Origin of the sequence: Burkholderia sp. JP2-270 (assembly GCF_003233675.1) — a bacterium.
Lineage (GTDB): Bacteria > Pseudomonadota > Gammaproteobacteria > Burkholderiales > Burkholderiaceae > Burkholderia > Burkholderia pyrrocinia_C.
Genome location: NZ_CP029825.1, coordinates 1,084,265 through 1,107,657 on the forward strand (window position 1 = coordinate 1,084,265; position 23,393 = coordinate 1,107,657).

The window sequence follows — 23,393 nt, forward strand, 5'->3', positions numbered from 1 at the left end:
CGAAGAACCGATCCATCACGTGTGCGAATCCGCCAAGACTGAACCCGGCGAAACGCTGCAGTACTCCATCAGCAGGTGAAAAGGCCCGAGCGAGTCGTCACGCGGCATATCGAGCAGCGCATCGGCCGGCTCGAGGCCGACGGCCGTGAATGCCGGACCCGGAAGACGCTTCCAGCGTCCGGATTCGTCGGCCTCGGCGAAACCGCGTACGGCAAACAGCAGGACGGCGTCCATGAGTGCTGCGACGCCCCCTCACCTCGGCGAAACAACAATCGCCGCCCGCCGATTCTGTGCCCTCCCTGCCGGCGTCCGGTTATCCGCCACCGGATCGCGCTTCCCTTTCCCGACGATCGCAATGCGCTTCGCATCCAGCCCGACATCGACAAGCTCGATCGCCACGACCTCAGCCCGCCGCCTCGACAACTCGACGTCGTAATCGTCCGCCCCCTCCCGATCCGAGTACCCATAAACCCGCACCCCGTTAATCTCCGCCGACCTGAGCGTGCGCCCGATCCTTTCGACGATCCGCCGCACATCCGGCTTGAGGTTATAGCGGTCGAAATCGAACAGGATCGGCCCGGTCGAGCCGAACTCGAAACCTTCTTCGGTTTCGTGGAAACCGGCCGACTTGAGCGTCGTGACCTGCGTCTGCGTCAGCCCACGATGAAGCGGCGGCGTCTTGCAGCCCACAAGCAGCATGCACAGCAGCAGCGCGCTGCCGATGCACATCCGCCCCGTGCTCACAGGAAACGAGTGGTTCATTTCGCATCCCCTTCGAGTGCGCTCCCGTTGGGCGCGCTTTTTGTAATTCGCTGCCACGGCCTCGCCCGCAGCGCGAAGCAATCGACATCAAACCGGTCCCGCAACACCCTCAGCCAACTGCCACGACCCCGGCCGCGCACGCTTGGCGCGGTACATCGCGGCATCCGCGGCGCGCAGCAAGCCGCTCGCGTCCGACGCGTGGTCGGGATACAGCGCAATGCCGGCACTCATCATGGTGGCCACCATGCGGCCGTCGGACAGCTCGATCGACGGCGCCATGCCGGACAAAATCTCGTCGGCGACACGGCACACGCTGCCCGCGTCTCGCACCGCCGGCAGCATCACCGCAAATTCGTCGCCGCCCAGGCGCGCGACCAGATCGGTCTCGCGCACCTGCGCGCGCAGCCGCGCCGCGATGCCGATCAACACCGCGTCGCCTGCGTCGTGGCCGAGGCAATCGTTGATCTCCTTGAAGCGGTCGCAGTCGAGATACAGGATGCCGACCCGCTGCCCCGTCACCGCGGCTTCGCAGAGTGCAAGCGCGAGGCGCGACTCGAACTGCACACGGTTGGGCAGCCCCGTGAGCGCATCGTGCGTCGCCTTGTATTCGAGCGACGCGTTCTCGTCGCGCAGCGTGTTCTGCCAGCCTTCGAATTCGTCGAGCAATGCGTTGAAGTCGTCGCCGAGTTCGTTCAGTTCGGCGATCGGCACGGGCGCGACCCGCCGCGCGAACGCACGCTCGCGCCGCACGGCATGCGCAACGGCGGCCAGCGCGCGCAGCGGCGAAACGATGTTGCGCAGCAGACGCTTCGAGCTGACATACGCGCCAAGCACGCTGACCGCCAGGCAACCGAGAATGCCGCCGACGCCGCCGAGCAGGAAGCCGAAGAACTGGTGCCCGCGGCCGCGCACGACGACGTGGCCGACGACGATGCCGTCGTGCATCACCGGAACCGTCACGGGCCCGGGCAGCGCAAGGTCGGCGACGCTGCGCTCGACCCGGGCGATCCTGTTTCCGGCTGGCAACTGCCACGTCGCGAATAGCTGGCCATTGCCGTCCGTGACCACCACCTGCGCGACGTCCTCATCGCCGGCAATCATCCCGATCGCCTCGTTCGCCGCGACGCGGTCGCCGAACACGAGCGCTGCCTCGACCGTATAACCGAGCGAGCGCGCCAGCAGGTTCAGGTTGTTGCCGGCATACGCGCGCAATGCGATCACGGCGACGACGATCAACGACACGGCAGCCATCGCGACGGCAACGAACGCGAGGCGCAGGTGCGCGCGGCGCAACACGCTTTGCAGCGTCGGGCGCGACACGCGCGAAGGGGAAAAGTGAGGCTCGAACCGTGTCATGGCGCCCCCGGCCGTCGCGCGAGACTGAGCACGTTCGGGTGCACGCGCACGCCGCTGCGCGCTACGGCGTCGAGATTGATGTCGAACGACACGCGTTCGTCGTCGACATTGAGGCAGAACATACTGCCTGCGGTGCAGTACGGATCGTGTTCCGCGATCGTCAGGACCGGATGGCCTGCCACCGCGGTTCTCACCCGCGCTCTCTCGTCGTTGCCCAGGGTGCCGAGATAGACCACGTTGCAGGCCATGCCGAGCGACGGATCGTCGAAGCGGACGCGCTGCACGTCGAGCAGCGTCGAGCCGGCCTGCAGCGTGTCGGTCAGGCCGCGCGCGTAGTCGGGCCGGCCCGTCACGCACAGATGCAGGCGCACGGGTGTCGTCGGCCAGCGCGTGAAGCTGATGATGCCGAGCACGACCTGACGCACGGCGGAGTCGTGTGACGAAATGGCGGGATCGCGGGAATCGGCGGGGCTCGCGGCGGCGACAATGCGCACGGTGTCAGGCGAGCCGTCCGCATCGGCGGGAGCCCCGGCGAGCACGGCGGATGCCGCGCCGAGAACGCAAACGATTGCGATCAGCGCATCGCGCAGCGATACGGCCCGGCCGGGCCCGCCGGACGTCGTCCGCGCGGCGATCGCCGCCGCGCCCGTTGGCGTCGTTGCAGTCGCAAGACTGGCAGCCGCCGCGCACACTCTCGCATCCATGATGGAAACATCCGCTGGCGTTGCCCCCCGGCGTTGCCCTCTGCCTTCAACCATGCGTGTGCATGGCACCGTATCACGCGCATGATTCCTTCATGTTAGGTACAAAGCCGCGCAATCAACCAGTGGGAAACACCCGCGAGAAACGTCGGAAAGTATGGAGAATTTGCGTCGCGCGCGGCGATGCGGGCGAATGCGTTACCCGACGTCGATCCCGTCTCGACGTCGGCAAATTGATCAGCGGATTGGACGCGCGGCCGGCCCAAACTTCCTGCGCTCTCCAGCGGTACGCCAGATCGTTTTGCGGCACATTCCGGGTGCCATGCGTTACCGTCTGTCGGCGGATAACCGATGAAGAAATTCAGCTCTCGTCGCACGCTATCGAACAGGGATAAAGCAGCACGGTATCGCCGCCCTCCCGCTCGAAGACGGCCGGACGCATGAGCGTGCTGCGGAAGAACTGCGCGACAGCCGGCAAACGATCGGCGACGCCAGTCCGCATCTCATCTGCCGCGATCCAGACATTGCCGTTCACGCGGAAACGCTTCAACTCCGCCGCCCAGGCCTGTTTCGACCACTCGATCATCGCGCGACCGTGGCATGCCGCCCCCGGGGCGCAATCTCCCGTTCCGCTTCGCCGGGCCGATCCTCAGGCGCCACGCAACGCCCGCTCGTGTCCCGTCGCGTAGCACCCTGCCCTTGGCCCCCCACGTCGCCGCGAGTATGCTTGCAGTTCGAACGATCTCCAACCTGGGCGCGCACACCGCACCGTTGATGAGCGCACCGCCAACCGTCTTTCACCACCACCGATGGATTTCGACGTAATCGTTCTCGGCGCAGGCATCGTCGGCGTCTCCGCCGCGCTGCACCTGCAGGATCGCGGCCGCAAGGTCGCCCTCGTCGATCGCGGCGCGCCTGGCGAAGGCACGAGCTTCGGCAACGCGGGGCTGATCGAGCGCTCGTCGGTCGAACCGTATCCGTTCCCGCGCAGCCCGTTCACGCTGATGCGCTATGCGCTGAACCGCTCGACCGATCTGTACTGGCACAGCGCGTCGCTACCCGCGTTCGCGCCGTGGCTCGCGCGCTTCTGGTGGGAATCGGCGCCGCTGCGTCACGCGGCAGCCTCACGCGACATGCTGCCGCTGATCGAGCGCTGCCTCGTCGAGCACGACGCGCTGATCGCGCGGGCCGGCGCCGGAGAACTCGTGCGCGCGAGCGGCTGGCTCGAAGCGTTCCGCACGCCGGCCGCGTTCGAACGCGGCGTGGCCGAGGCCGGCCTCACCGCGCGCCGCCACGGGCTCGGCATCACGCCGCTCGATGCCGCCGCGCTGCTCGCGCACGAACCGAGCCTCGCGCCCGGCTTCTGCGGCGCGCTGCACTGGCTCGATCCGAAAAGCGTCGTCGACCCGTCCGCGCTCGTGAAGGCATACGCGCAGCTCTTCGTGCAAGGCGGCGGCACGCTGCTGACCGGCGACGCCGCGAGCCTCGACGCGCTGTCGCCCGGCTGGCAGGTCGGCACGCAGGACGGCACGGCCGCCGCACCGGCCGTCGTCGTCGCGCTCGGCCCGTGGTCCGACACGGTGTTCGGCAAGTTCGGCTACAAGATTCCGCTGCGCGAGAAGCGCGGCTATCACATGCACTACGCACCGTCCGCGCGCGGCGCGCCGTCGGCGCCGATCGTCGATCGCGAATACGGCTACGTGATCGCGCCGATGCGGCGCGGGCTGCGGCTGACGACCGGCGTCGAGATCGCGCGGCGCGGCGTGCCGCCGACCGGCGTGCAGCTCGAACGCGCGGAACGCGTCGCGCGGCCCGTGTTCGGCTTCGGCGAGCGGCTCGACCCGCAGCCGTGGCTCGGCTTCCGCCCGTGCACGCCCGACATGCGCCCGGTGATCGGCCCCGCGCCCGCGCATCGCGGGCTGTGGTTCTCGTTCGGGCACAACCATCACGGGCTGACGCTCGGCCCCGTCACGGGCCGCCTGCTGGCCGAGATGATGACGGGTGAGACACCCTTCACCGATCCGGCGCCCTATCGCGCCGACCGCTTCTGATTCTGAACGCGTAGAAAATCAGCGCACGCGCTCAGTCGAGCGCGCGGCCGAAGATGCGGATCACTTCGTCGAGATGGTCGGCCATCGCGCGGCGCGCGGCCTCCGGGTCGCGCGCGCGGATCGCGTCGAGGATCGCGCGGTGTTCCAGTTCCGACCGGTGCGGCATGTCGTTCGGCATGTACAGCGACTGCAGCCGCTGGAACATCAGGTCGTACTTGTGCGCGAGCAACTGCTTGATCATCAGCGCATACGCGGGGTTGTCGCTCGCCTCCGCGATGCGGATATGGAACAGCCGGTCGCCCGGATGCGTGAGCGAGCCGCTGCGGTTGTCTTCCTGGTTGCGCAGGAACGCTTCGTGGATCCCTTCGATCTGCTCGTCCGAACCGTGCTTCGCGGCCAGCGACGCGGCTTCCGGCTCGATCAGCCGGCGCGCCTGCAACAGCGCGAACGGCGGGATTTCGGTGTCGAGGTCGAGCGCGATGCCGAGTTCGGGATCGATCTCGACGACCGTAAACGGCGCAGCCTTCGCATCGGGTTCGGGCTCGGGCGCGGCGGCCGTTTCGGGATGGCGCACCTTCACGCCGTCGCCGACACGCACGCTGACGAGCCCGCTCACTTCGAGCGCGATCAGCGCCTCGCGCACCGACGTGCGCGACACGCCGAACTGCTCGGCCAGTTCGCGCTCGGGCGGCAGATAGCTGCCCGGCGGAAAATCGCCGGACTCGATCATCGCACTGAGCTTGTCGGCGATCTGCTGGTAGAGGCGGCGGTTCTGAATCGGCTGAATGGACATACGTTGATGCAGGTGATCGGTTTCGTTGCGGACGGTCCGACGAATCGTACAGGCCGTTCGCGCCTATTTTATATGCCGCGCCGCGTGTCGCCCGGCACCGCATAGCAATGCGCGGCGGTGCCGCCCCACAGCGCGTTGCGCTCGGCCGCCGACAGCCGCGATTCGGCCCAGCGCTCGACGATCGACGCCACTTCGTCATACGACGCGGCAAGCAGGCACACGGGCCAGTCCGACCCGAACATCAGCCGCTGCGGGCCGAACGCGTCGAGCGCCGCGTCGAGGCACTGCTCGATATGCCGGATGTCCTGTGCGCGCAGGCCGCGCCGCCAGTCGGCTTCGGTCACGAGCCCCGACAGCTTGCATGCGACATGCGGCAGCGCGCCCAGTTCGCGCAGTTCGGCGCGCCAGCGCGGCAGCGCGGTTTCGTCGCGCTCGAACTCGGCCAGCGCGGGCTTGCCGACGTGATCGAGAACGAGCCAGTGCGCATCGTGCCGCGCGCAGAACGCGCGCACGTCGGCCAACTGGCGCTCGAACACGAGCACGTCGTACACATAGCCGTTCGCCTGCAGCCACGCAACGCCGCGATTGAAGCCGGCATCCGCGACGAACGCGCCGACGTCGGCTTCGTCCTGCATCTGATGACGAAAGCCGCGCAACTTCGGGCTGCGCCATTCGGCGATACGGTCGGCAAGCTGCGGTGCAGCGAGATCCTCCCAGCCGACCACCGCCGCGATGCGCGCATCGTCGCGCGCGAGATCGAGCAGGAACGCCGTCTCGTCGCGCCCGGCGCGCGCCTGCACCGCGATCGACGCGCCGAGCGCCTGCGCATGCATCAGCGGCCACAGCGCATCGGGCAGATAATCGCGGGCGAGCACGCCCATCCCGGCGCCGATCCACGGATAGTCGGCCGCGCGATAACGCCAGAAGTGCTGATGGGAATCGATACGCACTGCGCCCATGGTGTCCTCATGCTCCGCCGTCACATGCCGCCTCATGCCGTTACAGCCTCACGGCCGCCGCGCCGCACACGCTACCGGCGTGCGGCGACCTCGCAACGTGCGAATCCGATCAGTCGTACAACGCCGCCGCGACCTTCGGATCGTCGATATTGGTCTTGTCGTACCAATAGAAACCGGTATCGATGACCTTCGGCAGCTTCTCGCCCTTGATCGCCTTCACGGCCGCCTCGACCGTCTTGTAGCCGATCCCGACCGGGTTCTGCGTGATCGCGCCGGCCATCAGCCCGCTGCGGATCGCGTCTTTCTGCTGCTTGCCGGAATCGTAGCCGACGATCACGACCTTGCGCTTCATCTCCCGCACGCCGTTGACCACGCCGATCGCCGAGCCTTCGTTGGTGCCGAACAGCCCCTTGAGCTTCGGATACCCTTGCAGGATCGACTTCGTCACCTCGGTCGACTTCAACTGGTCGCCTTCGCCGTACTGCACGGTCACGACCTTCACCTTCGGGTGCGCCGCTTTCATCCGTTCGAGAAAACCGTCGCGACGATCGATGCCGGTGCGGCTCGTCTGGTCGTGCGCGACCACGGCCACCTCGCCCTCGTCGCCGATCAGCGCGGCGAGCTTGTCGGCGGTGAGCGACGCGGCGGCCTTGTTGTTGGTCGAGGCCGTCGTCACCGGGATGTCGCTGTCGACACCCGAGTCGAACGCGATCACCGGGATCTTCTCGGCCTGCGCCTTCTTCAGCAGCGGCAGCGCGGCCTTGCTGTCGAGCGCCGCGAAGCCGAGCGCGGCCGGCTTCTTCGCGATCGCGGCCGACAGCATGTCGATCTGCTTGTCGACCATCGCCTCGGTTTCGGGGCCTTCGAACGTCACCTTCACCTCGTAGTCCTTCGCGGCCTGCATCGCGCCCGATTTCACGGCCTGCCAGAACTGATGCTGGAAGCCCTTCGAGATCAGCGGGATGTAGGTTTCCTGCGCCTGCGCGCCGGCCGTCACGCCGACGGCGAACGTCAGTCCGACGATCGCGTTCAACACCTTGCTCCTGATCACTTCGCGTCTCCTTGGTTGGTATCTGCCTGGATGCCGGCCGGGCCGGCGGTGAAGCTGATGCTGCGCGCGTCAACGGCGCCGCCGGCGCAGGATGTCGACGTAGACGGCGAGGATGATGATCACGCCCGTCACGACCGTCTGCCATTCCTGCGCGACCGACATGATGCGCAGGCCGTTGGTCAGCACGCTCATGATGAACGCGCCGATGATGGTGCCGACGATGCTGCCCGCGCCGCCCGACAGCGACGTGCCGCCGATCACGACGGCCGCGATCGCATCGAGCTCGTAGCCCTGCCCGAGCGCGGGCTGCGCGGAGTTCAGCCGCGACGCGATCAGGAGCCCGGCGATCCCGCACACCGCGCCGCTGAACGTGTAGACCGCGATCTTCCATGCATCGACGTTCACGCCGGACAGCCGCAGCGCTTCCTCGTTGCTGCCGAGCGCGAACGTGTAGCGGCCGAAGATCGTCCGGTTCAGCACGATCGATGCGCCGATCGCGACGAGAAACAGGATCAGCACCGCGTTCGGAATCGGCAGCGCGGGAATCAGGTTGCCGATCAGCGAATCCTGCGCGATCGACGTGAAGCCCGGCGTGTCGTTGAAGTAGATCGGCCGCGTGCCCGAGATCACGAGCGACAGCCCCTTGAGCAGCATCATCATGCCGAGCGTCGCGATGAACGGCGGCACCTTCATCTTCGCGATCACGAAACCCGACACGCAGCCGGACAGCGCGCCGAAGCACAGCGCAGCCAGGATCCCGAGCGGCAGCGGCATTCCCCATTTCGTCAGCACGACGCCGGCCATCACCGCGCAGAACGTCATCAGCGTGCCGACCGACAGGTCGATGCCCGACGTGATGATCACGTAGGTACAGGCCACAGCCAGCACGCCGTTCACGGCGGTGGCCTGCAGGATCGTGACGAGGTTGTCGACTTCGAGGAAGTTCGGCGACGCGATACTGAAGAACACGATCAGCAGCACGAGGCTCGCGAACGCGAGCAGCTTCTGCCGCGCGGCCGGATTGAAGAAGCGGGCGCGGAAGCCGGATGCGCCGGCCGGCGTGTCGCCGGAAGCGAGAGGCGGAACGGGATGCGTATCGTTGGACATGATCGGGTAAGCGTCTGAATCAGGACAATACGGTCGACTCGCGCTGCGTCGCGAGCTGCATGATCTTTTCCTGCGTGGCGTCGGCCGCGCGCAATTCGCCGGTGACGCGGCCTTCGCACATCACGAGAATCCGATGGCTCATGCGCAGCACCTCGGGCAGTTCCGACGAGATCATCACGATCGCCTTGCCGTCGGCGGCGAGCGCGTCGAGCAGCTTGTAGATCTCGCTTTTCGCGCCGACGTCGATGCCGCGCGTCGGCTCGTCGAAGAACAGGATGTCGCAGTCGCGCAGCAGCCATTTCGCGATCACGATCTTCTGCTGGTTGCCGCCCGACAGCAGCCGTGCGGGCTGCGCAACCGACGGCGTGCGGATCGCGAGCTGCCGCACGTACGCCTGCGCGGTGTCGCGCATCTTGCGCGCATCGAGAAACAGGCCGCGGCGCACGAAGCGGCGCATGCTCGACAGCGCGATGTTGTTCTGCACGTCCATCCCGACCGCGAGCCCGAAGTGCTTGCGATCCTCGGACAGGTAGCCGATCCCGTGCGCGACCGCGTCGGCCGGCGTGCGGATCGTCACGGTCTTGCCGTGCACGCGGATCTCGCCAGCGTCGACCGGGTCGGCGCCGAACACCGCGCGCGCGACCTCGGTGCGGCCCGCGCCCATCAGCCCCGCGAAGCCGAGGATCTCGCCGCGCCGCAGCGTGAAGCCGACGTCGCGGATCGCGCGGCCGCGCGACAACCCGCGCACTTCGAGCGCGACGTCGTTCGCCGACGTATCGGGCGGCGTGCGGTGCTCCGTATCGAGCTGGCGGCCGACCATCATCGCGATGATCGCGTCCATCGACGTTTCCGCCATCGGCACCGTCGCCACGTACTTGCCGTCGCGCATCACGGTCACGCGATCGGCGATCTGGCGCAGCTCGTCCATCTTGTGCGAGATGTAGACGATGCCGACGCCGTGCGCACGCAAATCGCGGATGATGCGGAACAGCTCGGCGATCTCCGCGTTGTTGAGCGCGGCGGTCGGCTCGTCCATGATCAGCACGCGCGAGTCGAACGACAGCGCCTTGGCGATCTCGACCATCTGCTGTTTCGCGACCGTCAACCGGCCGACCTGCGTGCGCGGGTCGAGATCGAGCCGCATCCGCGTGAAGATCGCGGCCGCGTCGCGATTCAATTTGTCTTCGTCGACGAACACGCCGAAGCGGCCGCGCGGCTCGCGGCCGATGAAGATGTTCTGCGCGACGCTCAGGTGGTTCATCAGGTTCAGTTCCTGATGGATGATGCCGATCCCGAGCGCCTGCGCGGTGCGCGGATCGGCGATCTCCACCGCGCGGCCGTCCATCCGGATCTCGCCGTCGTCGCGCTGGTAGACGCCCGCGAGGATCTTCATCAGCGTCGACTTGCCGGCGCCGTTCTCGCCCATCAGCGCATGCACTTCGCCGGCATGCAGGTCGAAACGGCAGTCGTCGAGCGCCTGCACGCCCGGAAAGCGTTTGCCGATGCCGCTCAACGCAATCAGCGGCGGCGCGGCGCTCGGGTTCGGGGCGGGTTGCATGGTGTCGGGATTCCTCTGCATTCAGCCGATCGCGCGGTCGAGATGCGTATAACCGCCATCGACGAACAGCCACTGGCCGGTCGTGTGCGATGCGCGCGCCGACAGCAGGAACACGGTCGTGTCGGCGATCTCGTCGGCCGTCGTGAAGCGCTTGCCGAGCGGCACCTTGCCGGCGATTTCGGCGAGCTTCGCATCGGGATCGTCGAAGCCGGCGAGCCAGTTCCTGTAAAGCGGCGTCATCACCTCGGCCGGGATCACCGCGTTCACGCGCACGCCGTCGTCGCGCAATGCGACGGCCCATTCGCGAGTCAACGCGAGCTGCGCACCCTTCGACGCGCAATAACCGCTCGTGTTGCCCTGCCCGGTGACAGCCGTCTTCGACGAGATGTTGACGATCGCGCCGCGCGCCGCCTTCAGGTGCGGCACGCAGTAATGCGCCATCACGTAGTAGTGGATCAGGTTGCGCTCGAGCGACGCGACGAACGCGTCGCGCCCGGCGTCGAGGCCGATGTTGTCGTTGATGCCCGCGTTGTTGACGAGGCCGTCGATGCGGCCGAAGCGCGCGATGGTCTGCGCGACCGCATCGCGGCATTGCACGTCGTCCTGCAGTTCGACCGACACGCACGCGGCGCTCGGCTGCTTCTGTACAAGCTCGCGCCAGAACGCGTCGTCGGGCGTGTGGCGCGCGAACACCACCGGAATCGCGCCCTCGCCGGCGAGCCGCATCGAGATCGCGGCGCCGATGCCCGACGCACCGCCGGTCACGATCACGACCTTGTCTTGCAGGTTCAAATCCACTTCGCGTCTCCGTCGTTCATGTTGTCGCCGCGCACGATGCACGTCGTGCGGCGTGCGTCGCCGTGCTTCAACCGCGGAACAGGTACTGCTCCAGCGATTCGGGCTTCATCTCGATCGAGAAACCGGGCGCAGCCGGTGGCATGTACGCCGCGCCGCGCACCACGCACGGTTCGACGAAATGCTCGTGCAGGTGATCGACGTATTCGGTCACGCGCCCTTCCTTCGTACCGGAAATGCACACGTAGTCGATCATCGACAGGTGCTGCACGTATTCGCACAACCCGACGCCGCCGGCATGCGGGCACACCGGCAGCCCGTACTTCGCGGCCATCAGCATCACCGCGAGAATCTCGTTCACGCCGCCGAGCCGGCATGCGTCGATCTGCACGACGTCGATCGCACCGCGTGCGATGAACTGCTTGAACAGCACGCGGTTCTGGCACATCTCGCCGGTCGCGACCTGCACGGGCGCGATCGCCTTGCGGATCTTGCGATGCCCTTCGACGTCGTCGGGGCTCGTCGGCTCCTCGATGAACCACGGCCGCGCGAACGCCAGCTCGCGCACCCAGTCGATCGCCTCGTCGACTTCCCACACCTGGTTCGCGTCGATCATCAGCTTGCGGTCCGGGCCGATCACCTCGCGCGCGATCGTCACGCGGCGGATGTCGTCCTCGAGGTTCGCGCCGACCTTCAGCTTCACGTAGTCGAACCCCGCTTCCACAGCTTCGTGGCACAGCCGGCGCAGCTTGTCGTCGCTGTAGCCGAGCCAGCCGGCCGACGTCGTGTAGCACGGGTAGCCGTCGCGCTCCAGCGTCGCGATCCGCGCGGCCTTGCCGGGCGCCTGCCGGCGCAGCAGGTCGAGCGCTTCGTCCGGCGTCAGGCAGTCGGTCAGGTAGCGGAAATCGATCGCGCGCACCAGCTCCTCGGGGCTCATGTCGGCGACGAGCCGCCACAGCGGCTTGCCGACCGCCTTCGCCCACAGATCCCACACCGCGTTGACGACGGCGCCCGTCGCCAGGTGGATCGCGCCCTTGTCGGGGCCGATCCAGCGCAACTGGCTGTCCGACGTGACGTGCCGCCAGAAGCGGCCCATGTCCTCGCGGATCCAGTCGAGGTCGAGGCCGACGACGAGGTGGCGCATCGCGTCGATCGCCGCGCAGCAGATTTCGTTGCCGCGCCCGATGGTGAACGTGAGCCCGTGACCTTCGAGCCCGTCGCGGTCGGTTTCGAGCACGACGTAGGCCGCCGAATAATCGGGGTCCGGATTCATCGCATCGGAGCCGTCGAGCTGGCGCGAAGTCGGAAAGCGCACGTCGAGGACGCGCATCGATCGAATGATAGGCATGACGAACCGTCCGTTAAAGGAAATCAGGCCTGCACGGTGCGCTGGCGCTGCTCGCCGAGCCCGTCGATGCCGAGCGTGATCACCTGCCCGGCGCGCAGATAGACGGGCGGCTTCTGCCCGAGGCCGACGCCCGGCGGCGTGCCGGTGGAAATCACGTCGCCCGGCTGCAGGCTCATGAAGCGGCTCAGATAGCTGATCAGGTGCGGCACGCGGAACACCATCGTCGCGGTCGTGCCGTTCTGGTAGCGGTGGCCGTCGACGTCGAGCCACAGCCGCAGCGCATGCGGATCGGGCACTTCGTCGGCCGTCACGAGCCACGGGCCGAGCGGCCCGAACGTATCGTTGCCCTTGCCCTTGTCCCACGTGCCGCCGCGTTCGAGCTGGTATTCGCGCTCCGACACGTCGTTCACGACGCAATAGCCGGCGACGTGCGACAGCGCGTCGGCTTCGTCGATATAGCGGCCGCCCCGGCCGATCACCACGCCGAGCTCGACCTCCCAGTCGGTCTTCTCCGAGCCGCGCGGAATCTCGACATCATCGTTCGGTCCCGAGATCGCGCTCGTCCACTTGCCGAACACGACGGGCTCCTTCGGCACTTCCATCCCCGATTCGGCCGCGTGATCGGAATAGTTGAGCCCGATGCAGATGAACTTGCCGACGCGGCCGACGCACGCGCCGAGCCGCGGCGTGCCTTCGACGAGCGGCAGCGACGACGGCGGAATGTCGCGCAGCCGCGCGAGCGAGGCCGGCGACAGCGCATCGCCGGCGATGTCGTCGATCACGCCCGACAGGTCGCGGATGTGGCCCTGCGCATCGAGCAGGCCCGGCTTTTCATGGTGTTTGTCGCCAAATCTCAGCAGTTTCATGGGGTTGTCTGAACGGAAACGGAAAGTGAATGGGAAGGCGCGGTCAGTTTGACCAGCCGCCGTCGATCAGGTGAATGGCGCCGGTGGTAAATGCGGACTCGTCGGATGCCAGATAGGTTGCCAGCGCGGCGATCTCGTCCGCCGTACCGACGCGCCCCATCGGCTGACGCGCGACAAATGCGGCGCGCACCGCGTCGATGGTCGTGTTCTGCTTCAGCGCCTGCTCGGTAATACGGGCCTCAAGCGAAGGCGACTCGACCGTGCCGGGGCAGATCGCGTTGCAACGAATGCGTTGACCGACAAAATCGGCGGCCACCGCCTTGGTCAGCCCGATCACGGCCGCCTTGGTGGTGCCGTACACGAAACGGTTCGGCACGCCCTTCACGCTCGACGCGGCCGACGCCATGTTGAGGATCGACGCGCCGCCCGCTTCGAGCATCGCGGGCAGCAGCGCGCGGATCAGCCGGTACATCGACGTGACGTTCAGGTTCAGCGAGAACGCCCACGCGTCTTCGTCGCAATCGAGGATCGAGCCGTGATGCACGTAGCCCGCGCAGTTGAACAGCACGTCGAACGCGCGTTCGCTCGCGGCGAGCGCGGCGACATCGTTCGCGTCGGTGACGTCGAGCCGCCGTGTGGTCAGCCGGCCGCCCGCGTGTTCGGCGTCGGCCGCGAGCCGGGCGAGCCCGGCGTCGTTGATGTCGGTCGCCAGCACGTCGGCGCCCTCGCTTGCGAACCGCAGCGCGGTCGCGCGGCCGATGCCCTGCCCGGCCGCCGTCACCAGCGCACGCTTGCCCTGCAATCTCATGAGCACGTCTCCCGAAAAGCCGGCCACCAGTCGGCCGATTGGCACAAAGGACTAAAGGTCCAACCAATAATAGGAAGTGATCGCCCGTTTGTCACGAATTTGGGATTCAGTATTTACCCGAGCGGGTAAATCCGGCGAATGGACAAGAATCCGGTGCTCGACCGGCCATGCCAGCGCGCTTTCGAATTCGCTCAAACCCAATGCCGGCGGGCCTCTCGGCCGGCTTTTCGCGCACGCCCGGCGGGGCTGCCGCGCCAAACTGACAAAAAAGTCATGTTCGCGTCAGGGTCTCAACGGGATGCGCGCGCCATCATGGCGTTGCCGGACTGCGCTTCCGGTATATCGCCTCCCCGCCCGCGTTCGATCCCTGCGGGCACTCCGTCCCCCGGCGATGTATCCCGTGACTGGGCGAGCAGACACGGCGCGCGGGCCGATTTTCCGCCCCGGACTATCCGTCCGGGGCGTTTTTGTCCGTGGATCCCAAGAAAAATGAGCGTGGATTGTTTCTAAATCGGCAAAAGGTAATTTGAGCCAGACAGGATGTTTTTTCCGGTCACAGACGCTTACATTTAGCGCACCACTCATGGAACCCGCTACGGATTCGCCATCGGGTAGTGACATCCACTGCCACGACCGAACCGCACGAGCTTTAGGAAACGGCAAAATGAAGGCCTCCCAATCCCTGCCTGCGCTCGATCCCCCCGACGTCCACGTCGAAATCCTCGAACAGTCCGATACGCTGCTCGTCGTCCGCTGGGTCGAACCCGGCCGCTGTCACTACGGCGAACAGCGCTGGCGCCGCCGCTTCGCGCAACGCACCGGCACCTGCGCGCTGTCGCGCCAGGTCATCCATCGCGGCGACGAAGTCTTCCGCCCGGCCGAACGCCCGGCACCCGCGAATGCGGCCGCGATGATCTCCGCCGCCGAAGTGCTCGGCCTCGCCGGGGCAGGTAAATCCTGCCAGCCGCGTGCCGGCCCTAGAAGCGCCGGTCTAATTCCCCCGCTTGTCTGCCACGCCCGCGCGCACTATCGTTACACCACTCAATGTAACGATTACGTGCCGCGGCCGGCCGGTCGCGCCGATGGAGGCAGACATGCATGCATGGAGCGCGCGCCACGTGCCGGCGCAGGGCGGCAAGGTCGCGGTCGTGACCGGCGCCAACAGCGGCCTCGGGTGGCAGCTCGCGGAAACGCTGGCCGCAAAAGGCGCGACCGTCGTGATGGGCTGCCGCGACGGCGCGCGCGCCGCGCAGGCTGCCGATGCGATCCGCCGGCTCCATCCCGATGCGCGCGTCGAAGTCGATGTGCTCGACCTCGCCGATCTCGCGTCGATCGAACGCTTCGCGGCCGACGTGTCCGAACGCCACGGCCGCGTCGACATCCTCTGCAACAACGCCGGCGTGATGTTTCTGCCGCTGCGGCACACGCGCGACGGCTTCGAGATGCAGTTCGGCACCAACCACCTCGGCCATTTCGCGCTGACCGGCCATTTGCTGCCCGCGCTGAGCGCCGCGCGACGCGCACGCGTCGTGACGATGTCGAGCGGCTTGAGCCGCGGCGGCCGGATTCGCGTCGACGACCTGCGCGCCGAGCATCGCTACAACCGCTATCTCGCCTATTGCGACAGCAAGCTCGCAAACCTCGTGTTCGCGATCGAACTGCAGCGCCGCTTCGAGCGCACCGCGTTCACCGGGATCAGCGTCGCCGCGCATCCCGGCTATGCGGCGACCAACCTGCAGTTCGCGGGCCCGGCGATGGACAGCTCGCCCGCCCGCGCCGCGCTGATGCGTGCCGCGAACCGCTATCTCGCGCAGCCGGCCGACCAGGGCGCACTGCCCGCGATCCACGCGGCGACCTCGCCGGATCTCGCGGGCGGCGCGTACATCGGGCCGTCCGGCTGGTTCGAATTGCGCGGACTGCCGGCGCCCGCGAGCGTGCCGCGCGCGGCACGCAACGTGGCCTCGGCGGCGCTGCTGTGGGAAGCATCGGAAGCCGCAACCGGCGTGCGCTTCCTCAGCTCGGGCGCGCCGGCCGGGCGCTTGCCGGGCCGGCCGTTCGACACGACGGCCGACGCGCGCTGAACCGCGCGTCGCAATCCGCAATATTCTTCATACTTATTACATCAACCGAAAAGAAAGCCGGTTGAAAGACTGATTCGGTGCATCACTGTTACCGCCCAGGAAACAATTTATCGTCAAAATCAGCGTTTACCCTCAACCATCCGATGACTAAGATTTGATCAATCGCTTAAGACATGGTGTCGACAGCGAACTCAATAAAACATCGGAGGTCATCATGAAATCGCTCGTTTCCGCAGTCGTTGCCGCTGTCGCCCTGTCCGCTTCGTTCGGCGCATTCGCCCAAAGCACCGTGACCCGCGCGCAAGTGAGGAACGAACTGGTCCAGCTCGAACAAGCCGGCTACAAGCCGGGCGTGTCGAGCCCGTACTACCCGAACGACATCCAGAGCGCCGAAGCGCGCGTTCATGGCGCCGACGCCAGCGGCTACGGCGCGCAACCGGCTCCGGTCGTCCACTCGGGCGCCCCGGCTGCCGCAGCGTCGTCGAACGCACGCGATTCGATCTTCTTCGGCCAGTAAGCCGATGCGCCCCCGGCGGGCGCCGCGCGATTAAGCCGTATCCGGACGAGCCCCTTTGCGGGGCTCGTCCTTTTTTTGTGAAACGCATACCTCCGCCGCCCGGCAGCGGGTGGCTTCGCCCGGACGCTTTGCGTCCGGGCGCTTTTTCGTCTGCGGGGCATGCGTGTGTGCAAGACGAAGCCGTGTGCGCCGCCGGTCAGCGCGGCACAGCCGCGGCAGGCACCGACCGCGACAACACGCGCCACCGCGACAGCAATTCGTCGCGATCGACATAGCAGCCCTGCAGATGCCGGCGGCCCGTCGACGGATCGAACTCGGTGCGCGCATGCAGCACACGCCGGTTGTCGAACGCCCACATGTCGCCCGCCCGCAGCCGTCGCTGCACGCGGAAGCGCGGCTCGCGCGCGAGCGCGAGAAACCGCCGGTACGCGCGATAGACGGCCGCGACCGATCCGGCCGGCGCATCGAGCGGCCCGCGCAGGAAGTTCGCGACACGCACCTCGGTCACGTTGCCGCGCGCATCGAGCCCGATCACCGGCGCCGAACAGCGGTAGTCGCTGTTCGCACTCTTGTTCCAGAACTCGAACGGCGTCGACGCAAGCTGCTCGAAATCGGCCGGATGCTCGCGCCGCAACGCATCCGCGAGCGCGAAGCCGTCGAGGAATACGCTGTCGCCGCCCGTCGCGTCGTTCGCGAGGCAATGCAGGAACTGCACGCCCGGCTGCAACTCGCGCGTCGGCAAATCGGTGTGCGGCGGCAGGTTGAGCGACGTATACGCATTGCTGTCCGGGCGCGGCTTCGATTCGACGTCGAACAGCACACCGAAATTGCTTTCGCGAATCAGGCCGACGCGGCGCGCGATCTCGTCGACGCGGCCACGCTCGGCCGGCACGCCTTCGACGAGCGTCAACCCGGTGCGCTGCAACGCGGCGAGCCACGCGAGCAATGCGCCGTCGTCCTCCATCACGTCGCGCCACGCGAACACGCCGATCGCCGTCGCATCGTCGCCGGCCCACACGTGCCGCCCGTGCGCGGCCTGGCGCTCGGCGCGGGACGCGTCGTCGTATGCATGCGCGCGCAACCAGCCCGGCGACCACGCGCTGCGATGCCCGTCGTTCCACTCGATATGCAGCGCGCCATCGGTTTCGACGTGCACGGCGAGCGCCGACAGGTCGTCGCGCGCGTCGGCGATCTCGAACACCTGTTCGCGTGTGACCGCATGCACGCACGCGGAACACGTGCAGTTGTCGCGCAGCCAGTCGAAATGGAACGGCGATCGTCGCGTGTCGCTCCACTCGACGTCCACCGCTCCGTCGCCGATTGCCACCGCGGCAATGGCCGCATTGGCCGCGTCGGCGGAAAACGTCCGCCAGTCCTCGATACGGTGTTGCGCTGCCTGCATCGTTGCCTCCCGGAAACGCCCGCTACGCGTGTGGTGCGAGCAGAAACCCGCCGACCATCCGGTGCATCCGCGCCGCCTGCGGGCTCGTCCCGAGCGCGCGCCAGCAGCCGTGCACCAGCCCCTCACCCATCCAGTAATACGCAGCTCCACCGGCCGCGCGAATCCGTTCGACGTACACGCGCGCATCGTCGCGCAGCGGATCGTGCTCGGCGCCGATCGCGAGCACAGGCGGCAAGCCGTCGAAACGCGAAGCCGCGAGCGGCACCGACGCACGCAGCAGCGGGTTGCCGTCCAGCAGCGCATCGGGCAGGTCGCCATTCAACTTGCGGTCCCAATACAGCGCGCGATAGCGATGAACATCGTCGAGCGTCAGCATCGGTGCATGCGCTTCCGTTTCGCGCGCGGGCGACTGCGGTTCGAATCCGAGCATCGGATAGACGAGTGCGATACCGTCGATGCCGTCTTCGCCCGCATCGCGCAGCGCGGTCGCGACGGCCGCCGCGAGCATGCCGCCCGCGCTGTCGCCCGCGAGCGTCAGCGGATGCGCGCACGGCCCGAACGGCCAGCGCGCATCGCGCGCGGCGCGCGTGACGGCAAGACAATCGTCAAGCGCGGCCGGCGCGCGGTGTTCGGGCGCCAGCCGGTAGTCGACGGCGATCACGTCGAGGCCCGTGTCGGCCGCCAGTTGCGCGGTGATCAGCGCATGACTGTCGAGCGAGCCGACGACGAAGCCGCCGCCATGAAAAAACAGCACCGTGCCGCGTAGCTTGCCGTGCGCGGCCGTATAGCGCCGCAGCGCGATCGCGCGTCCGTCCGGTGCGCGCCACACGGCATCCTGCTGCACGACGCCGGCCGGCAGGGCCGCCGGTGTCCACTCGGCCGCGAAGCGGTCGTAGAGGCGGCGCTGCTCGTCGGGCGAGCGCGCCGCCGCATCGGCCGGATACCACGCGTCGACGGCTGCGACGAACGCCGCGATTTCCGGTTCGAGCATCGGGTGCGCTCCGCGATTGAAGATCGACGCTAGCGGCGCGGCGGCAACCCGATCACGCGGCCCGCATACGCAGGCGCCGCGCAATCGCGCTGCAATGCATGAAGCCCGGCCACGCGCGCGGCAACGTCTGTGTCGAACGGCGCCGACTTCGCGCCGTCGCGCGTATCGACGTGCAGCAGCATCTGCTCGCTCGCCGATACCGCGTCGTCATGCCCATCCGCGAACAGTTCGAGATACAGGTGCAGCCGCTTCGCGTCGTGCGCGAGCACGCGCGCATCGACGCGCACCTGCGTGCCCTCCTTGATCTCGTGCAGGTAGTTCACGTGCGCTTCGAGCGTGTAGACCGAGCGGCCCCGCTCGCGGCGCGCGGCGTCGTCGAGCCCGATGCGATCCAGCAGCGCATCGGTCGCGAAGCTGAAGATCAGCAGGTAGAACGCATCGCGCAGGTGGCCGTTGTAGTCGACCCATTCGGGCCGCACCACGTCGCGGTAAATCGTCAGCGGGGTATCGCCGGTCATCGTCTGTCCTTTAGTCCTCGAATCGCATCCCGTGCCGCGCCTTCACCGCGGCGATCGATTTCAGCACCTCGGTGATGCACTCGTCGCGATAGCGTTCGAGCTCCTTGATGCTGCGCGTGCCCTGCTGTTCGGTCGTGCCTTCGACGACGCTGTCGATCAGCGCGTCGGTGAGCGTCGGCGCGACCAGCTTCGTCCACGGCAGTTCGAGCGCAGGGCCGAACTGCTGCATGAAGTGTCGCATGCCCGCGTCGCCGCCGGCCAGCGTGTAGGTCAGGAACGTGCCCATGAACGACCAGCGGATGCCCGCGCCGAAACGGATCGCGTCGTCGATCTCGCCGGTCGTCGCGACACCTTCGTTGACGAGGTGTAGCGCCTCGCGCCACAGCGCTTCGAGCAGCCGGTCCGCGATGAAGCCCGGCACTTCCTTGCGCACGTGCAGCGGCCGCATGCCGAGCTTGCGATAGATCTCCATCGCCGCTTCGACCGCTTCCGGCGACGTGCGCTCGCCGCCGAGCACCTCGACGAGCGGCAGCAGGTAGACCGGATTGAACGGATGGCCGACCACGCAGCGCTCCGGATGCGTCGCACGCGCGTAGAAATCCGTCGGCAGCAGCCCCGACGTCGACGACGCGATGATCGCGTCGGGTTTCGCCGCGCGGCTGATCTGCTCGTGCAGCTCGAGCTTCAGCGCCTCGCGCTCGGGCGCGCTTTCCTGGATGAAGTCGGCATCGGCGACGCACGCTTCGATCGTCGGCACGAAACGCAGCCGCGCGGGATCGGCGCCCGGCGCGAGGCCGACGCGTTCGAGCGCGGGCCATGCGTTCGCGACGTTCGCGCGAAGCCGTTCTTCCGCGCCCGGCGCGGGGTCCCACACGACCACGTCCAAACCGTGCGCGAGCGCGCGGGAAATCCACCCGCTGCCGATCACGCCGGTGCCGATGGCGGCGAACGTCTTGATGTCGGTCTTCACAGCCATGTCAACGCATCCTTCGAATCAGGGGAAATCGGTGGGCGGCCACGCCTGTGCGCGCCGCCGTGTCGTATCTGTCAGGAAAAACTCACGCGAATTCGGCGATCGCGCGGCGTTCGAGCGGTCGCTCGCCGCGAGCGGGCAGGCCGAGCTTGCGGCGACCTTCGGCCGGCGTCAGCACGCGGCCGCCGAGCCGTTCGACGATCTCGCGTGCGCGCTCGACGAGCGTGCCGTTGGTCGCAGGCACGCCGCGGTCGAGCCAGATGTTGTCTTCGAGGCCGACGCGCACGTGGCCGCCGAGCAGCATCGCCTGCGCGACCATCGGCATCTGCATGCGGCCGATCCCGAAGCCGGCCCAGTGCGCGCCCGGCGGCAGGTTGTCGACCATCGCCTTCATCGTGCCCGTATCGGCCGGCGCGCCCCACGGAATGCCGAGGCAAAGCTGGAACAGCGGCGGATCGTCGAGCAGCCCTTCCTTCAGCAACTGCTTCGCGAACCACAGATGGCCCGTATCGAAGATCTCCAGCTCCGGCTTCACGCCGAGCTCCTGGATGCGCTTCGCGCCGGCGCGCAACTGCGCGGGCGTCGACACGTAGATGTAGTCGCCGTCGCCGAAATTCAGCGTGCCGCAGTCGAGCGTGCAGATCTCGGGCAGCAGTTCCTCGACGTGCGCGAGCCGCGTGAGGCCGCCGACGAGGTCGGTGCCCTTGCCGAAACGCATCGGGTCTTCGCCCGGGCCGATCTCGAGATCGCCGCCCATGCCCGCCGTCAGGTTGATGATCACGTCGACGTCGGCCGAGCGGATGCGGTCGACCACTTCGCGGTACAGGTTCGGGTCGCGGCTGCCGCGCCCCGTCTGCGGATCGCGCACGTGGCAGTGCGCGACCGTGGCGCCGGCCTTCGCGGCTTCGATCGCGGCGGCCGCGATCTCCTTCGGCGTGACCGGAATCGCCGGATGCTTGCCGACCGTATCGCCCGCGCCGGTAACGGCGCAGGTCACGATGACTTCATGGTTCATGCTGTTTGCCTCGCTTGACTCTGATTTGTTCGCATTACTGATATTCAATCGGTTCATGCGTCGTGCAGCACGCAGGCCATTACAGGCCGAGATACGCCTTTACCGCCGGCAAGCCGTCCTTGCCGTCGAACGTCTTGACGCCCGCGAGCCACGGATCGAGCACCTGCGGGTTCTTCTTCAGGTAGGCCTTCGCGGCGTCGGCCGGCTTCGTCTTGTTCATCACCGACTGCATCAGCTGGTTCTCGAGCTGCGTCGAGAAGCGCAGGTTCGTGACGAGCTTGCCTGCGTTCGGGCAGCGCGCGATGAAGTCGGGCGCCGTCAGCGTGTACACGCGCGCTTCGCCGTAGTTCGGCCCGAACGACGCGTCGCCGCCGGACAGGTAGTTCATGCTGAGCTGGATGTTCATCGGATGCGGTTCCCAGCCGAGGAACACGACCCACTTCTTGTCGCGGATCGCGCGCTCTACCGTCACCAGCATCCCGGCCTCGCTCGATTCGACGAGCTTGAAACCGCCGAGCCCGTACTGGTTCGTATCAATCATCTTCTGGATCGTCGCGTTTGCGCTGCTGCCCGGCTCGATCCCGTAGATCTTGCCGTCGAGTTCCGCGCGGTGCTTCGCGATGTCCTCGAAAGTCTTCAGGCCGGCCTGGTATTCGTAGCTCGGCACCGCGAGCGTCGCCTTCGCGCCGGACAGGTTCGGCGGTTCGACGACGTTGATCGACTTGCTGTCGAGGAACGGCTGGAGCTGCTTCTGCTGCACGGGCCACCAGTAGCCGAGCGACACGTCGAGCTGCTTGCTCTTCAGGCCGGCGAACGAGATCGGCACCGACGCGATCGTCGTGGTCGGCTTGTAGCCGAGCGCCTCGAACACGGTCGACGCGAGCGCCGTGGTCGACGTGATGTCGGTCCAGCCGATATCCGCGAAACGCACGGTGCGGCAGGTCGCGGCATCCGTTTCGGCACGCGCCGCGTTCGTGAACGCGGCGGTCGCCAGCACGGCCGCGACAAGCGCGGCGATCTTCGTCGACTTCATGGTTCGGTTCCTCCCGGTGGGACTCGTGGCAGCCGGTGCGCGGGGTGTGCGCCGGCCTGCATCGTGGGAGTAAAAGTAACGAGCCATATTGGCCGCGAGAAGACCGGCGGCGACCTGTTCTTGACTATTTGCGACTATGAGTGGAAACCACTAGGTTTTTGTAGAGGCTTGATCGGCGGGGTTTTCGCGCGTGTTTTGGAAGAAGCCCGCTTGTCTACATGCGGCGCGAGGCTTTCGGGCCTGTCGGGAACGGCGCGATATCGATGCGTCTTCAGGCTCGGGGCGCTGGAGCCGCACGGATGAATTGGCCTGATCAGCCTGGCGGCTTCCGCAGCGCACCTGATCGCACGTTGAACGTCGTCCGTCGGGCCGTCGAACACGCGTCTGCACACTCATCCCGCCGGCAATCGTTGCTCGAACCATCCGGGCTTGCCCTCCCACCAGCAGCCGAAAGGGCGTTTCACATTGCGGAACTCGCGTCGAATTCCCGCGGCGTCCCTTTTTCGCCGCTTGAAAACTTGTTTTGCATCGCAAAAATCGCCACGCATCCCATTGAAAAACAAGGGAAATTTATGTCTTATGTCTTATATAAGACATCGCCAAAAAAGCATCGGTCGGCGTTACCATTCAGTCATGCAGTTCGCTTCGACATACGGAGCGCCACGCTCAACCATTTACTCAAACGCGCTTTGCTCTTAGGAGATTGAC

The 23,393-nt window shown here is 67.1% G+C and carries 24 protein-coding genes and 1 pseudogene; 5 read left to right on the forward strand and 20 right to left on the reverse strand.

Translation table 11 applies throughout. The features are described 5' to 3' along the window. Positions 1 to 15: 15 nt before the first annotated feature. The 5 genes from DM992_RS22785 to DM992_RS22805 form a co-directional block, all read right to left on the reverse strand. Positions 16 to 234 carry a hypothetical protein gene (locus DM992_RS22785; protein WP_111018747.1) on the reverse strand — a complete coding sequence of 73 codons (219 nt, stop codon included), beginning with the start codon at positions 232 to 234 and terminating at the stop codon, positions 16 to 18. 18 nt (positions 235 to 252) lie between these two features. Further along, positions 253 to 762: an OmpA family protein gene (locus DM992_RS22790; protein WP_111018748.1), complete on the reverse strand. Its 510-nt coding sequence runs from the start codon at positions 760 to 762 to the stop codon at positions 253 to 255. 87 nt (positions 763 to 849) lie between these two features. After that, a complete protein-coding gene (locus DM992_RS22795; RefSeq protein WP_111018749.1) occupies positions 850 to 2,118 on the reverse strand; it encodes a diguanylate cyclase in 1,269 nt (422 codons plus the stop codon). Continuing rightward, positions 2,115 to 2,822, reverse strand: a complete 708-nt coding sequence (locus tag DM992_RS22800; RefSeq protein WP_111018750.1) for a YfiR family protein — start codon at positions 2,820 to 2,822, stop codon at positions 2,115 to 2,117. Before DM992_RS22800 ends, DM992_RS22795 begins: the two co-directional genes overlap by 4 nt. A 358-nt stretch (positions 2,823 to 3,180) precedes the next feature. Then, positions 3,181 to 3,405: a hypothetical protein gene (locus DM992_RS22805; RefSeq protein WP_111018751.1), complete on the reverse strand. Its 225-nt coding sequence runs from the start codon at positions 3,403 to 3,405 to the stop codon at positions 3,181 to 3,183. 223 nt (positions 3,406 to 3,628) lie between these two features. Here DM992_RS22805 and DM992_RS22810 point away from each other — a divergent pair, with 223 nt between their 5' ends. Then, positions 3,629 to 4,870 carry an FAD-binding oxidoreductase gene (locus DM992_RS22810; RefSeq protein ID WP_111018752.1) on the forward strand — a complete coding sequence of 414 codons (1,242 nt, stop codon included), beginning with the start codon at positions 3,629 to 3,631 and terminating at the stop codon, positions 4,868 to 4,870. Positions 4,871 to 4,901: 31 nt separating this feature from the next. Here the strand turns inward: DM992_RS22810 and DM992_RS22815 are convergent, their stop codons facing one another. From DM992_RS22815 to DM992_RS22855, 9 genes are all read right to left on the reverse strand, one after another. Beyond that, positions 4,902 to 5,663 (reverse strand): FadR/GntR family transcriptional regulator, encoded by a 762-nt coding sequence (locus DM992_RS22815; RefSeq protein WP_105391668.1) that lies wholly within the window; start codon positions 5,661 to 5,663, stop codon positions 4,902 to 4,904. Between the two features lie 68 nt (positions 5,664 to 5,731). Next, positions 5,732 to 6,622 (reverse strand): amidohydrolase family protein, encoded by an 891-nt coding sequence (locus DM992_RS22820; RefSeq protein ID WP_111018753.1) that lies wholly within the window; start codon positions 6,620 to 6,622, stop codon positions 5,732 to 5,734. Between the two features lie 109 nt (positions 6,623 to 6,731). Continuing rightward, complete coding sequence (locus DM992_RS22825; RefSeq protein WP_111018754.1) at positions 6,732 to 7,673, reverse strand: ABC transporter substrate-binding protein; 942 nt, start codon at positions 7,671 to 7,673, stop codon at positions 6,732 to 6,734. Between the two features lie 69 nt (positions 7,674 to 7,742). Beyond that, positions 7,743 to 8,780 (reverse strand): ABC transporter permease, encoded by a 1,038-nt coding sequence (locus DM992_RS22830; RefSeq protein WP_111018755.1) that lies wholly within the window; start codon positions 8,778 to 8,780, stop codon positions 7,743 to 7,745. A gap of 19 nt (positions 8,781 to 8,799) precedes the next feature. After that, entirely contained in the window at positions 8,800 to 10,338 is a 1,539-nt protein-coding gene (locus DM992_RS22835; RefSeq protein WP_111018756.1) for a sugar ABC transporter ATP-binding protein, read from the reverse strand. Between the two features lie 21 nt (positions 10,339 to 10,359). Next, entirely contained in the window at positions 10,360 to 11,136 is a 777-nt protein-coding gene (locus DM992_RS22840; protein ID WP_111018757.1) for an SDR family oxidoreductase, read from the reverse strand. A gap of 67 nt (positions 11,137 to 11,203) precedes the next feature. Then, on the reverse strand, positions 11,204 to 12,481 hold the full coding sequence (locus DM992_RS22845) for an L-fuconate dehydratase (RefSeq protein WP_111018758.1): 1,278 nt from the start codon (positions 12,479 to 12,481) through the stop codon (positions 11,204 to 11,206). 23 nt (positions 12,482 to 12,504) lie between these two features. Further along, positions 12,505 to 13,347: an ureidoglycolate lyase gene (locus DM992_RS22850; protein ID WP_111018759.1), complete on the reverse strand. Its 843-nt coding sequence runs from the start codon at positions 13,345 to 13,347 to the stop codon at positions 12,505 to 12,507. 43 nt (positions 13,348 to 13,390) lie between these two features. Beyond that, a complete protein-coding gene (locus DM992_RS22855; protein WP_111018760.1) occupies positions 13,391 to 14,155 on the reverse strand; it encodes an SDR family oxidoreductase in 765 nt (254 codons plus the stop codon). Positions 14,156 to 14,819: 664 nt separating this feature from the next. Between DM992_RS22855 and DM992_RS22860 the strand changes: the two are divergent. The 3 genes and pseudogenes from DM992_RS22860 to DM992_RS22870 all read left to right on the forward strand — a co-directional run. Then, positions 14,820 to 15,104, forward strand: a pseudogene (locus DM992_RS22860) (DUF3331 domain-containing protein); the annotation flags it as partial. A 145-nt stretch (positions 15,105 to 15,249) separates the two neighbouring features. Continuing rightward, positions 15,250 to 16,236 (forward strand): oxidoreductase, encoded by a 987-nt coding sequence (locus tag DM992_RS22865; protein WP_111020355.1) that lies wholly within the window; start codon positions 15,250 to 15,252, stop codon positions 16,234 to 16,236. Positions 16,237 to 16,450: 214 nt separating this feature from the next. Next, a complete protein-coding gene (locus DM992_RS22870; protein WP_059447722.1) occupies positions 16,451 to 16,753 on the forward strand; it encodes a DUF4148 domain-containing protein in 303 nt (100 codons plus the stop codon). 196 nt (positions 16,754 to 16,949) lie between these two features. Here the strand turns inward: DM992_RS22870 and DM992_RS22875 are convergent, their stop codons facing one another. The 6 genes from DM992_RS22875 to DM992_RS22900 form a co-directional block, all read right to left on the reverse strand. Then, positions 16,950 to 18,155, reverse strand: a complete 1,206-nt coding sequence (locus tag DM992_RS22875; RefSeq protein WP_111018761.1) for a TauD/TfdA family dioxygenase — start codon at positions 18,153 to 18,155, stop codon at positions 16,950 to 16,952. Positions 18,156 to 18,177: 22 nt separating this feature from the next. Then, entirely contained in the window at positions 18,178 to 19,146 is a 969-nt protein-coding gene (locus tag DM992_RS22880) for an alpha/beta hydrolase (protein ID WP_111018762.1), read from the reverse strand. A 29-nt stretch (positions 19,147 to 19,175) separates the two neighbouring features. Beyond that, positions 19,176 to 19,664 carry a thioesterase family protein gene (locus DM992_RS22885; protein ID WP_111018763.1) on the reverse strand — a complete coding sequence of 163 codons (489 nt, stop codon included), beginning with the start codon at positions 19,662 to 19,664 and terminating at the stop codon, positions 19,176 to 19,178. 10 nt (positions 19,665 to 19,674) lie between these two features. Continuing rightward, positions 19,675 to 20,640 carry an L-carnitine dehydrogenase gene (locus DM992_RS22890; protein ID WP_034180716.1) on the reverse strand — a complete coding sequence of 322 codons (966 nt, stop codon included), beginning with the start codon at positions 20,638 to 20,640 and terminating at the stop codon, positions 19,675 to 19,677. 82 nt (positions 20,641 to 20,722) lie between these two features. Continuing rightward, a complete protein-coding gene (locus DM992_RS22895; protein WP_111018764.1) occupies positions 20,723 to 21,652 on the reverse strand; it encodes a 3-keto-5-aminohexanoate cleavage protein in 930 nt (309 codons plus the stop codon). Between the two features lie 79 nt (positions 21,653 to 21,731). Beyond that, on the reverse strand, positions 21,732 to 22,685 hold the full coding sequence (locus DM992_RS22900) for a choline ABC transporter substrate-binding protein (RefSeq protein WP_111018765.1): 954 nt from the start codon (positions 22,683 to 22,685) through the stop codon (positions 21,732 to 21,734). Positions 22,686 to 22,984: 299 nt separating this feature from the next. On the opposite strand from DM992_RS22900, the gene DM992_RS41780 reads away from it, so the two are divergent. Further along, positions 22,985 to 23,392, forward strand: a complete 408-nt coding sequence (locus DM992_RS41780) for a hypothetical protein (protein ID WP_162631717.1) — start codon at positions 22,985 to 22,987, stop codon at positions 23,390 to 23,392. Position 23,393: the final 1 nt, after the last annotated feature.

Excerpts from the sequence above, each read along its gene's own strand:
- DM992_RS22785 (WP_111018747.1), bottom strand. The coding sequence starts at position 234 with ATGGACGCCGTCCTGCTGTTTGCCGTACGCGGTTTCGCCGAGGCCGAC.
- DM992_RS22790 (WP_111018748.1), bottom strand. The coding sequence starts at position 762 with ATGAACCACTCGTTTCCTGTGAGCACGGGGCGGATGTGCATCGGCAGC.
- DM992_RS22795 (WP_111018749.1), bottom strand. The coding sequence starts at position 2,118 with ATGACACGGTTCGAGCCTCACTTTTCCCCTTCGCGCGTGTCGCGCCCG.
- DM992_RS22800 (WP_111018750.1), bottom strand. The coding sequence starts at position 2,822 with ATGGATGCGAGAGTGTGCGCGGCGGCTGCCAGTCTTGCGACTGCAACG.
- DM992_RS22805 (WP_111018751.1), bottom strand. The coding sequence starts at position 3,405 with ATGATCGAGTGGTCGAAACAGGCCTGGGCGGCGGAGTTGAAGCGTTTC.
- DM992_RS22810 (WP_111018752.1), top strand. The coding sequence starts at position 3,629 with ATGGATTTCGACGTAATCGTTCTCGGCGCAGGCATCGTCGGCGTCTCC.
- DM992_RS22815 (WP_105391668.1), bottom strand. The coding sequence starts at position 5,663 with ATGTCCATTCAGCCGATTCAGAACCGCCGCCTCTACCAGCAGATCGCC.
- DM992_RS22820 (WP_111018753.1), bottom strand. The coding sequence starts at position 6,622 with ATGGGCGCAGTGCGTATCGATTCCCATCAGCACTTCTGGCGTTATCGC.
- DM992_RS22830 (WP_111018755.1), bottom strand. The coding sequence starts at position 8,780 with ATGTCCAACGATACGCATCCCGTTCCGCCTCTCGCTTCCGGCGACACG.
- DM992_RS22835 (WP_111018756.1), bottom strand. The coding sequence starts at position 10,338 with ATGCAACCCGCCCCGAACCCGAGCGCCGCGCCGCCGCTGATTGCGTTG.
- DM992_RS22845 (WP_111018758.1), bottom strand. The coding sequence starts at position 12,481 with ATGCCTATCATTCGATCGATGCGCGTCCTCGACGTGCGCTTTCCGACT.
- DM992_RS22850 (WP_111018759.1), bottom strand. The coding sequence starts at position 13,347 with ATGAAACTGCTGAGATTTGGCGACAAACACCATGAAAAGCCGGGCCTG.
- DM992_RS22855 (WP_111018760.1), bottom strand. The coding sequence starts at position 14,155 with ATGAGATTGCAGGGCAAGCGTGCGCTGGTGACGGCGGCCGGGCAGGGC.
- DM992_RS22865 (WP_111020355.1), top strand. The coding sequence starts at position 15,250 with ATGCATGCATGGAGCGCGCGCCACGTGCCGGCGCAGGGCGGCAAGGTC.
- DM992_RS22870 (WP_059447722.1), top strand. The coding sequence starts at position 16,451 with ATGAAATCGCTCGTTTCCGCAGTCGTTGCCGCTGTCGCCCTGTCCGCT.
- DM992_RS22875 (WP_111018761.1), bottom strand. The coding sequence starts at position 18,155 with ATGCAGGCAGCGCAACACCGTATCGAGGACTGGCGGACGTTTTCCGCC.
- DM992_RS22880 (WP_111018762.1), bottom strand. The coding sequence starts at position 19,146 with ATGCTCGAACCGGAAATCGCGGCGTTCGTCGCAGCCGTCGACGCGTGG.
- DM992_RS22885 (WP_111018763.1), bottom strand. The coding sequence starts at position 19,664 with ATGACCGGCGATACCCCGCTGACGATTTACCGCGACGTGGTGCGGCCC.
- DM992_RS22890 (WP_034180716.1), bottom strand. The coding sequence starts at position 20,640 with ATGGCTGTGAAGACCGACATCAAGACGTTCGCCGCCATCGGCACCGGC.
- DM992_RS22895 (WP_111018764.1), bottom strand. The coding sequence starts at position 21,652 with ATGAACCATGAAGTCATCGTGACCTGCGCCGTTACCGGCGCGGGCGAT.
- DM992_RS22900 (WP_111018765.1), bottom strand. The coding sequence starts at position 22,685 with ATGAAGTCGACGAAGATCGCCGCGCTTGTCGCGGCCGTGCTGGCGACC.
- DM992_RS41780 (WP_162631717.1), top strand. The coding sequence starts at position 22,985 with ATGAATTGGCCTGATCAGCCTGGCGGCTTCCGCAGCGCACCTGATCGC.